General features: G+C 63.5%; 11 protein-coding genes and 1 pseudogene. 7 read left to right on the top strand and 5 right to left on the bottom strand.

Annotated elements, in window-relative coordinates; all coding sequences use genetic code 11:
- The 5 genes and pseudogenes from IVB47_RS20500 to IVB47_RS20480 form a co-directional block, all read right to left on the bottom strand.
- Positions 1-408 (bottom strand): annotated as a pseudogene (locus IVB47_RS20500) (branched-chain amino acid ABC transporter permease); the annotation flags it as partial.
- Between the two features lie 124 nt (positions 409-532).
- Positions 533-1,663, bottom strand: coding sequence for an ABC transporter substrate-binding protein (locus tag IVB47_RS20495; protein ID WP_247426857.1), 1,131 nt, complete (start codon positions 1,661-1,663; stop codon positions 533-535).
- Between the two features lie 57 nt (positions 1,664-1,720).
- Positions 1,721-2,599, bottom strand: coding sequence for a shikimate dehydrogenase (locus IVB47_RS20490; protein WP_247426861.1), 879 nt, complete (start codon positions 2,597-2,599; stop codon positions 1,721-1,723).
- A 143-nt stretch (positions 2,600-2,742) separates the two neighbouring features.
- Positions 2,743-3,678: a LysR family transcriptional regulator gene (locus tag IVB47_RS20485; RefSeq protein ID WP_247426864.1), complete on the bottom strand. Its 936-nt coding sequence runs from the start codon at positions 3,676-3,678 to the stop codon at positions 2,743-2,745.
- Between the two features lie 333 nt (positions 3,679-4,011).
- Entirely contained in the window at positions 4,012-4,188 is a 177-nt protein-coding gene (locus tag IVB47_RS20480) for a hypothetical protein (protein ID WP_007597932.1), read from the bottom strand.
- Between the two features lie 165 nt (positions 4,189-4,353).
- Here IVB47_RS20480 and IVB47_RS20475 point away from each other — a divergent pair, with 165 nt between their 5' ends.
- The 7 genes from IVB47_RS20475 to IVB47_RS20445 form a co-directional block, all read left to right on the top strand.
- On the top strand, positions 4,354-5,082 hold the full coding sequence (locus tag IVB47_RS20475; RefSeq protein WP_247404527.1) for a LuxR family transcriptional regulator: 729 nt from the start codon (positions 4,354-4,356) through the stop codon (positions 5,080-5,082).
- Positions 5,083-5,168: 86 nt separating this feature from the next.
- The gene (locus tag IVB47_RS20470) at positions 5,169-5,828 is read left to right on the top strand and encodes an acyl-homoserine-lactone synthase (protein WP_027565916.1); all 660 of its coding nucleotides are present in this window, start codon (positions 5,169-5,171) and stop codon (positions 5,826-5,828) included.
- 1 nt (position 5,829) lies between these two features.
- The gene (locus tag IVB47_RS20465; protein WP_027514447.1) at positions 5,830-6,048 is read left to right on the top strand and encodes a hypothetical protein; all 219 of its coding nucleotides are present in this window, start codon (positions 5,830-5,832) and stop codon (positions 6,046-6,048) included.
- A 309-nt stretch (positions 6,049-6,357) separates the two neighbouring features.
- Positions 6,358-7,275 carry a branched-chain amino acid ABC transporter permease gene (locus IVB47_RS20460; protein ID WP_007615745.1) on the top strand — a complete coding sequence of 306 codons (918 nt, stop codon included), beginning with the start codon at positions 6,358-6,360 and terminating at the stop codon, positions 7,273-7,275.
- Positions 7,272-8,216 (top strand): branched-chain amino acid ABC transporter permease, encoded by a 945-nt coding sequence (locus IVB47_RS20455; RefSeq protein WP_247463705.1) that lies wholly within the window; start codon positions 7,272-7,274, stop codon positions 8,214-8,216. The genes IVB47_RS20460 and IVB47_RS20455 overlap by 4 nt, the downstream gene beginning before the upstream one ends.
- On the top strand, positions 8,209-8,976 hold the full coding sequence (locus IVB47_RS20450) for an ABC transporter ATP-binding protein (protein WP_247463700.1): 768 nt from the start codon (positions 8,209-8,211) through the stop codon (positions 8,974-8,976). Before IVB47_RS20455 ends, IVB47_RS20450 begins: the two co-directional genes overlap by 8 nt.
- Positions 8,969-9,385, top strand: a 417-nt coding sequence (locus tag IVB47_RS20445; RefSeq protein ID WP_247463697.1) for an ATP-binding cassette domain-containing protein, incomplete at its 3' end; no start/stop codon positions are given. The genes IVB47_RS20450 and IVB47_RS20445, both read left to right, overlap by 8 nt.

The following is a 9,385-nucleotide window of genomic DNA, read 5'->3' as shown; positions in this document are numbered from 1 at the left end:
GGCATGGCCGAGGATGGAGACGTCCCCGGTCGGCACGATCGAAGGGAAGGGTGAGGCTTCGGCGCTGAAGAACTGTTTTACGGCCTCCTTGAGGCCGATCGCGAGCGCCATGGTCGCGATCGCGAGCGGCAGCACGCCGTGACGCATCATCGGATCCACCAGCAGCATCTTGAAGGCGAGGCCGAGCAGGAGCATCGAGAGCAGGATGCCCAGGATGATCGCGAGCCAGAACGGCGCGCCGGCATGCATCGCCGCCAGCATCAGGAACGCCGGCAGCATCACGAACTCGCCTTGCGCGAAATTGATGGTCTGCGAGGTCTGCCACAGCAGCGTGAAGCCGACCGCGACCAGCGCATAGATCGCGCCGGTGGCAAGTCCCGCGACCAGAAGATCGAACAGATTGGACATTTTCCCCTCTCGGCGCGCTGTCTTCTCCCTCTCCCCACTCTCTTTCTTCTCCCTCTCCCCATTCTTACGGAGAGAGGGAGACGAAAGATCTCGCTCCGCAAGAGGCGGGCGAAGGGCAAAGACCTCACTTCACCTTCGGCAGCACCTGTTTCACGACCTGCTTGCCTTCGACCACTTCGACCAGAAAGCTCTGGCGATCGATGTCACCGGTGTCGCTGAAGGTGGCGTCCATCAAGATGCCCGGCTCGTCCGCGGCCTTGATGGTCAGGCCGTGCAGCGTGTCGGCGAATGCCTTGGAATCGACCTTGCCCATCTTGTCGGTGGCGGCCTTCACCATGTAGACCGCGAGATAGCCTTTCAGGCCGTTATGGTCGGGCACGTAATTGTACTTCTTCGCGAACTTGTCGCGAAACGCCTTGATCAGGTCGACCGGCGCATCGGTGGTGAGGCCGACATGGCCGCGCGCGCCGTTGGCGGCATCGCCCGCAAGTTCGATCACCTTCTGGCCGATCAGCGTGGTCTCGCCCATCAGCGGCGCGGTGACGCCCTGGCGCTTCAGCTCCTTGAGGATGCGCGCGCTCTCTTCCTCGTTCAAATAGACGAACACGGCGTCGGGATTGGCGGCCTTGATCTTGCCGACGTCGGCGGCGAAATCGGCCTGGCCCGCCTCGGTGGAGAGATCGGCGACGACCTTGGAGCCGAGCCGGTCGAGCTCCTTGACGACGACATCGCGACCGCCACGGCCAAAGTCATTGTTGACCCAGACGACGGCGACCGACTTCGCCTTCATGTCGTCGTGAATGTATTTGGCCACTTTCGGCATCGACGATTGCTGGCCGAACGAGGTGCGGAACAGGAATTTGTTTCCGCCTTGCGTCAGCTCGGCGGCTTCGCCGCCCATGATCTGCGCGATGCCGGCCTCGGCCGCCAGCGGTGCCGTCACCTTCACGGAGCCGGAATAGCCGGGTCCGAGCAGCACATAGGGCTCGGCGTCGAGCGCCTTTTGTACCTGCGCGCGCGCGACGCCCGGGTTGGATTGCGAGTCCGCATGAGTGACTTCGAGCTTGCGGCCGAGCACGCCGCCCTTGGCGTTGATCTCCTCGATCGCGAGGTCGATGCCGTTCTTCCAGTTGGTGCCGACGGTGGCGCCGCCGCCGGACAGCTCGGCGACGTCGGCGAGCTTGATCGCCTGGGCGTGGACACCGGTTGCGGTCGCGAATGCAAGCAGGGCGCCTGCCAGAATGGTCGATTTCATGGTCTATCCTCCGATTTCTTTTGATGTTACGCGCGGCCTTGTGTCCGGCCGCTTCGGTTACGCTGCGTGATAGGCCGGGCTTCGTGCCGCCATCACCTCGTCGAATGCCTCTCCCATGATCTCGGTGGATGGGGCAAGGCCAGTGAACAGTTCGAAAGCGTCGGCGGCCTGGTAGATCGCAAGCTCCCGGCCGGTCATGATCCGCGCCCCCTTGGCTTGGGCAGCCGCTAGCAGCGGCGTGATCAGCGGCGAATAGACGGCGTCGGCGACCCACAGGTTTTGACGCAACAGCGTCGGCGCGACCGGCGTTTCCCGGTTCGGCAGCATGCCGACCGGCGTGCCGTTGACGAGGCCCGTTGCGCCATCGAGCGCGTCCTCGACGCTCGCGGCGACCCTGGCGCCACCCTGCTTGACGAGCAGTGCGGCGAGTTTTTCGGCGCGTGCCGGCTCGCTGTCGAAGATGCGGATGTCGGCCACGTCAAGGCTCGCCAGCGCAAAGGCGATCGCCTTGCCGACGCCGCCGGTGCCGATCACAGCGACCGCGTTTCCAGAGGCCGCCAGCAGCGGCGCGACGGCGCGCGCAAAGCCCGTCGTGTCGGTGTTGTGGCCGATCAGCCGGCCGTTGCTGGCGACGACGGTGTTGACCGCCCCCATCGCGGCCGCAGCCGGTGCCAGTTCATCGAGCAGCGGGACCACTGCCTCCTTGTAGGGAAAGGTGACGTTGACGCCGGCAAAGCCGAGCCGCCGCACGCCTTCCAGCATCAGCCGGAGCCCGGCCGCATCGGCGCCGGCCACTTCGATGAGCTGATAATGTCCGCGCAGGCCAAGCCCCTCCGCGGCGCGCTCATGCATGGCAGGGGAGGCGGAATGCGCGATGGGTGCGCCGATCAGGCCGGTCAGGAGTTTTTTGGATGCGGCAGGTCCGCGCTTTGACATGGTTCGCTATCGTCTCGTTGGGAGCGTTTGGTCCCGGCCATTAGCGGGGAAATCCGCCCAATTCCAAGGGGCTTCCAACAGGGACGATAGCCTTTCCTCGGCCTAACACAATTACCCTTTTGTGCTGTAAACCTAACGTAATGTTATCTCTTCCGCCGTGGCGGCGCGGCCCTGCCTTTGCCCCGCGACGGCTCGACCGCGCGCATCTCCGCGCGCAGGGCCTCGATGAAATACTCGACATGAAGCGACAGCGGCGCGCCGCGCTTCACCGCGATATAGGTATCGAATCGCGTCGGCTCGGTGATCTTGATCAGCTCGATGCCGGGATAGCCCCCATGGGCCACCGTGAACTGGTCGATGATGGCGATGCCGAGCCCCGCCTTCACCAGCGCGCAGACCGTGGTGCCGAAGCGGGCGCGGATGGTGATGTTGTACTCGAGGCGGTGGCGCGCGAAGATCTCGGCCATGATCCGCCCGTAGGGATCGTTGGGATCGATGCCAATCAGCGGATAGCGGGTGATCTCGGCGGCGGAGACCTGCTTGCGGCCGGCGAGCTCGTGGCCCGGCGGCACGATGCAATAGAGCTCGCCGGAGGCGAGCGGCATGAAGTCGAGTCCGGAATGCTCCAGGCGGTAGCTCATCGCCACGCACTCGCCGCGGCCGAGCATGAGATAGTCGATGGCTTCCTCGAGCTTGAGGATGTTGATGTCGATGCCCAAATCCGGATAGCGCCGCCGGACCCGCTCGATTGCGCGCGGCACCATGACTTGCGAAATGCTCGGCACCGAGCCGATGCGCAATTCCGACAATCCGCCGCGTCCGATCTTGGAGATGATCTCGGAGAGGTCGTCGACCTTCTTGTAGACGCCGTTGATCTGCTCGAAGATGTTCTCGGCTTCCGGCGTCGGGAAATAGCGGCCGTTCTGGCGCTGAAAGAAGCGGATGCCGAGCGAGCGCTCGGTGTATTTAACGAGGCGGCTGATGCCCGGCGCCGAAACGTTCAGCAGCTTCGCCGCGCCGCCGATCGTGCCCGTCACCATCACGGCACGGATCACTTCAACCTGGCGCAGCGTCATCATGTCTTGGGCATCCAAAAGATAATCGTGGTCGGCGCTGCCTTTCCCTCTCCCCTTGTGGAGGCGGGTGGACCGCCGCGATAGGGCGAGACGGGTGAAGGGTTCTCTCCCCGCGCGAGCCTCGCGCATTTGAACGCGTGGAAACAACCCCTCATCCGGCGCCATAGCCGATCCGAAGCATCGGCGTTTTGTTTTAAGAACGGCGGCCGAAGGCCGCCCATGCCACTTCTCCCACAAGGGAAGAAGGAAGGAAACATTCGCGTTCGGTTGTTCAGTTCAGATCAGAGCAAGCCATGGCACCGAACGGACCGTTCGTGCGCTCACGGCAATTGCGTGCTAGCTCGCCGGTCCGTCCGGCGAGGCGCTCTCGGCCGGCTTGCTGCGCTCGCTTTGCAGCACCCCGCGCGCGAACTCGATGATCTTCTGCTTGTTTGCCGTTTCGCGGACGGCGAAAAATACGCGGTTGAGTTCCAGGCCGAGCACGCTGTTGAGGGCGATGTCCTCGTCTTCCATCGTGGTTTCCCCGCTTCAGACATTGTAGGTGTAACTTGACGTCACTTCTTCCACAAGTAGATTAAGCCTTCGGGGTCAATGGGATACCGGGAAACTACGGAAGCGCTGAATTGAGGCAGTCGCCAGGACGTGCTATAGCGATAACGAGGGTCAGGAAACGCACCGATGTCCGCCGTGGATTATGGCCGGGAAGCGCTCGACTTCATTGAGGGGCTTGGAGCCTATACCAAGGTTCCGGACGCCATGGATGCGCTTGCGACCGCGTTCGGGCGCTACGGCTTCGAGCACATCATCGTAACCGGCTTGCCGAATCCCGATCAGCGTTTTTCCCAGATGGTGCTCGCCAAGAAGTGGCCGGCGGAGTGGTTCAGCCTCTATACCCAAAAAGGCTACGACCGCGTCGATCCCGTGATCCGCAAATGCCGGCAGACGGTGAACCCTTTCGAGTGGTCCGAGGCGCCGTACGATCCGGAGCTGGAGCCGGGCGCAGTGGAGGTGATGCGGCGCGCTGCCGATTTCCGTATGTCGCGCGGCTTCGTCGTGCCGATCCACGGATTGACCGGCTACGAGGCCGGCGTCTCGCTCGGTGGCGTTCACCTCGATCTCAATGCGCGCAGCAAGCCGGCGCTGCACCTGATCGGCATGTACGGCTTCGATCACATTCGCCGCTTGCTCGATCCGGCGCCGCATCGATCGATGCGCCTTACCCCGCGCGAGCGCGAGGTGCTCGCCTGGGCCTCGCAGGGCAAGTCGGCTTGGGAAATCGGCGAGATCCTGCACATCACGCAGCGCACCGCCGAAGAGCATCTCGCAACTGCCGCGCGCAAACTTGGTGCCGTCAACCGGACGCATGCGGTTGCGATCGCAATCCGCCACAGAATCATCACCCCCTGAAATCCGCGCCTACTGGGAAATTTCCCAATAGTCGCTTTGGCCGTTTTCCGTGAGTGTTCCCCTTATTTCGAACAATGGGGGAATAAATGATTCATGTGATTTCTGCCGCCAACCGGCACCTCTACGAGGACGTTCTCGAGCAACATTTCAGGGTGCGTCACGAGATTTTTGTCGAGGAGCGGAAATGGGAGGCGCTGCGCAAGCCCGATGGCCGCGAGGTCGATACCTACGACAATGAGGACGCGGTCTACCTGCTAGCGCTCGAAAATCGCCGGGTGCTCGGCGGCTCCCGCCTCTATCCTACCACCAAGCCGACGATGATGAGCGAGGTCTTCCCGCATCTCGCCGCGGTGCGCGGTTGCCCCTCCAACCCGCTGGTATGGGAGTGGTCACGTTTCTTCGTTTCGCGCGAGCGCCGCGACGGCGCGTTCAATTGGCAATTGATGGCAGCGGCGCAGGAGTTCTGTCTCGATCAGGGCATCGAGCGTCTCTCTCTTGTGATGGAGACCTGGTGGCTGCCGCGCTTCCACGAGATCGGATTCATCGTCGCGCCGCTGGGATTGCCGGCGCTGGTCGAAGATTCCTGGACGATGGCGGCCACGATCGAGATCCGTCAGGAGTCGCTGGACGCCGTGTGTGACCGTATCGGGACGACAAACGTCGTCCAACAGGACGGTCCGCGTATCGATTGCATCGCCCTTGCCAACCTCTGCGGCCTCGCTGCCGCGCAACGAAAGAGCGCCTGAGATGTCGAACATGATGCGGGACAGCCAGATCATGGCGCAGATCAAAGACGAAAATCTCGGCTACATGTCCGACATGGCGCTCGAGCTCGCGCAGATGGCGGAAGACACCGGATTGGCGACGCTCGCCTATCTGTTCCGGATGGCGGCGCTGGAGGCCTCGACAGCCAATAGCGTGCTTGCCGAGCCGGATGACCTTCCCCGGCAGATGACGTCGCACTAGGCGTCTCCATCCATACGTTGCGACGAATTTCACACCCTCTCTCCGGGACGGAGGGAGGGTGATCCGTTTGGGTGCGGCAGGTTGACCCATCCTGCGCGGCAGTCTTCTTGCAGGGCAAATTACAGGGCCAGGATCGATCGGATGCATCGGCATGCAACAAAGTGCATGTTGGGTGTCGAATCGCTCTTGCCTCGGAACGATACTGCCATTACCCATTTTTCCGCCTTGCACAGGCAGGGGGAGCTCTTTCACTGATGGCGACCGTGTTCGAACATCGGCGCGAACCTGCGTGCGCCTGAAAGAGTTTTGATGCTGCTCGTCGTCGAACAGTTCTTGAACGGTTTGCAGTTCGGCCTGCTGCTGTTCCTGCTCGCCGCCGGCCTGACGCTGGTGTTCGGGATCATGGATCTCGTCAACCTCGCGCACGGCTCGCTCTACATGATGGGCGCCTATTTCGCCGCGACCTTCGCAGCCTGGACCGGCAGCTTTCTGCTCGGTGCGCTGCTGGCGCTCGGTGCAACCCTCGTGCTCGGTATCGTGCTCGAGATGACCGCGCTGCGGCACCTCTACGGACGCGACCATCTCGACCACGTGCTCGCGACCTTCGGCCTGATCCTGTTCTTCAATGAAGCCGTGCGGCTGATCTGGGGGCCGGCCGGGCTTGCGCTGCCGCTGCCGGCCTGGCTCACCGTGCCGGTGCCGATCCTGCCCGGCATTCACTATCCCGCTTATCGCCTCGCCATCATCGTCGTGGCGCTGCTGGTTGCGCTGTTGCTCTATCTCGGCGTGATGCGTACCCGCATCGGCATGCTGATCCGGGCCGGCGCCTCCAATCGCGAGATGATCGGCGCGCTCGGCATCAACATCAAGCTGCTCTACACCCTGGTGTTCGGCCTCGGTGCCGCGCTCGCTGGTCTTGCCGGATTGATGCAGGCGCCGATCCTCACCGTGCAGATCGGCATGGGCGAGAACATCCTGATCCTTGCCTTCGTCATCATCGTGATCGGCGGTATCGGTTCGATCCGGGGCGCGTTCCTGGCCGCGATCTTCGTCGGCATGATCGACACGCTCGGCCGCGCCTTCCTGCCCAATTTGTTGCGGCAGGTGCTGAGCGGCGCTGCTGCTTCCACTGCCGCGCCCGCGCTGTCGTCCATGCTGATCTATCTGCTGATGGCGATCGTGCTGGTGGTGCGGCCGGAGGGGCTGTTTCCGGCCAACCGCCGATGAAGTCATTCACTGTGAGCAAGGCCGTCACGGCCCTGATGCTGGCGGGCCTCGTGCTGCTGCCGCTCTATTCGCAACTCTCCGGCAACATCTTCATCCTGACGCTGTTCACGCGCATCGTCATCCTGGCGCTGGCGGCCGCGAGCCTCAACCTCATCATGGGTTTTGGCGGCATGATGAGTTTTGGCCATGCCGCCTATCTCGGCATCGGCGGTTACGCGGTCGGCATGCTGGCGCAGGAAGGCGTGGGAAGCGGTTTCATCCAGTTTCCGGTCGCGCTCGCGGCCTCCGCGACTTACGCCGTCGTGATCGGCGCGCTCTCGCTTCGCACGCGTGGCGTTTACTTCATCATGATCACGCTCGCTTTCGCGCAGATGGCCTATTACGTCGCCTCGGGGCTGGCGCGTTACGGCGGCGATGACGGCCTCACCGTCTACAAGCGCAGCGACTTCTCCGGGCTGATCAACCTGTCGAACCGCACGCAGTTCTACTATCTCTGCCTCACCTGCCTGTTCGGCGTGGTCTTCCTGATCTGGCGCATTGTCAATTCGCGCTTTGGCCTCGTCCTGCAGGGCCTGCGCTCCAACGAGCAGCGCATGCAGGCGATCGGCTTTCCCTCGAAACGCTACCAGTTGGTCTGCTTCGTCATCTCGGGCATGATGTGCGGCCTCGCCGGCGCGCTGCTCGCCAACAACACCGATTTCGTCAGCCCGGCCGCGATGTACTGGACCCGTTCCGGCGACCTCATGGTGATGGTGATCCTCGGGGGCATGGGCACGCTGTTCGGTCCGGTCATCGGCGCGGTGGTGTATTTGCTGCTGGAAGAGTTCTTGTCGCAGCTCACCGAATACTGGGCGCTGATCATGGGCCCGCTGCTGCTGCTGATCGTGCTGTTCGGCCGCGGCGGCATCATGGGCCTGCTCGGGAGGCTCAACCGTGGCTGAGCCGCTGCTCCGTGTCGACAAGCTGGTGCGCCGCTTCGGCGGCATCGTTGCGACGGACAACGTCTCGCTCGACGTTGCGGCAGGCGAGCTGCATGCCATCATCGGCCCGAACGGCGCCGGCAAAACCACGCTGATCAGCCAGCTCACCGGGCATCTGGAGCCGCATTCCGGCAGCGTCTCGCTGGCGGGGCGCGACATCACCTATCTGCCAGCCTATCGCCGCTGCGCGCTGGGCCTGGCACGTTCGTTCCAGATCACCTCGCTGCTGCTTGATTTCACCGCCGCCGACAATGTCGCGCTCGCGGCGCAGGCGCATGCTGGCACCTCATTCCGATTCTTCGCCGATGCACGCAAGGAGAAGGACCTGCGCGATGCCGCGCATGCCGCGCTCGACCGCGTCGGTCTCGCCCATCGTGCCGACGTCCTGGTGTCCAGGCTCAGCCATGGCGAGCGTCGCCAGATCGAACTGGCGGTTGCGCTGGCAAGCAAGCCGAAACTTTTGCTGCTCGACGAGCCGATGGCGGGCCTCGGCGTCACCGAGTCCCAGCGCATGGTGCAACTGCTGCAGGAGCTGCGCAAAGAGGTGTCGATCGTGCTGGTCGAGCACGACATGCCGGCGGTGTTTGCGCTCGCCGACCGTATCTCGGTGCTGGTCTATGGCCGCGTCATCGCCTCCGGCGATCCGGCCGCGATCCGGGCGAACGAGGACGTCAAGCGCGCCTATCTCGGCGAGGCGCATGTGGTGACGCACCATGTCTGAAAAAGGGATGGGTGACACGCTGCTCGAGGTCGACGGCATCGAGACCTGCTACGGCCTGTCCCAGGTGCTGTTCGGCTTGTCGCTGTCTGTCAAATCAGGCGAGATGGTCTCGCTGATGGGCCGCAACGGCATGGGCAAGACCACGACCATCCGCTCCATCATGGGCCTGACGCCGGCGCGCGCAGGCAGCATCCGCTTCGCAGGCTCGGAGGTGCGGACGCAACCGTCCTACAGGATCGCGCAACTCGGTGTCGGCCTCGTCCCCGAGGGGCGGCAGATCTTCCCGAATCTTACCGTGCGCGAAAACCTGGTCGCGGCCGCCGCCGATCGTTTCGACAGCAGCAATCCCTGGACGCTGGCGGCGATCTACGTGATGTTTCCGCGCCTGGCCGAGCGCGCCTCCAACATG

The sequence above is a fragment of the Bradyrhizobium sp. 62 genome (genome assembly GCF_023073035.1).
Lineage (GTDB): Bacteria > Pseudomonadota > Alphaproteobacteria > Rhizobiales > Xanthobacteraceae > Bradyrhizobium.
The sequence above is the reverse complement of the archived record's forward strand: the minus strand, read 5'-3'. Positions and strand labels throughout refer to the sequence as shown.

Coding starts and splice junctions, on each gene's coding strand:
- IVB47_RS20495 (WP_247426857.1), bottom strand. CDS start 1,663: ATGAAATCGACCATTCTGGCAGGCGCCCTGCTTGCATTCGCGACCGCA.
- IVB47_RS20490 (WP_247426861.1), bottom strand. CDS start 2,599: ATGTCAAAGCGCGGACCTGCCGCATCCAAAAAACTCCTGACCGGCCTG.
- IVB47_RS20485 (WP_247426864.1), bottom strand. CDS start 3,678: ATGATGACGCTGCGCCAGGTTGAAGTGATCCGTGCCGTGATGGTGACG.
- IVB47_RS20480 (WP_007597932.1), bottom strand. CDS start 4,188: ATGGAAGACGAGGACATCGCCCTCAACAGCGTGCTCGGCCTGGAACTC.
- IVB47_RS20475 (WP_247404527.1), top strand. CDS start 4,354: ATGTCCGCCGTGGATTATGGCCGGGAAGCGCTCGACTTCATTGAGGGG.
- IVB47_RS20470 (WP_027565916.1), top strand. CDS start 5,169: ATGATTCATGTGATTTCTGCCGCCAACCGGCACCTCTACGAGGACGTT.
- IVB47_RS20465 (WP_027514447.1), top strand. CDS start 5,830: ATGTCGAACATGATGCGGGACAGCCAGATCATGGCGCAGATCAAAGAC.
- IVB47_RS20460 (WP_007615745.1), top strand. CDS start 6,358: ATGCTGCTCGTCGTCGAACAGTTCTTGAACGGTTTGCAGTTCGGCCTG.
- IVB47_RS20455 (WP_247463705.1), top strand. CDS start 7,272: ATGAAGTCATTCACTGTGAGCAAGGCCGTCACGGCCCTGATGCTGGCG.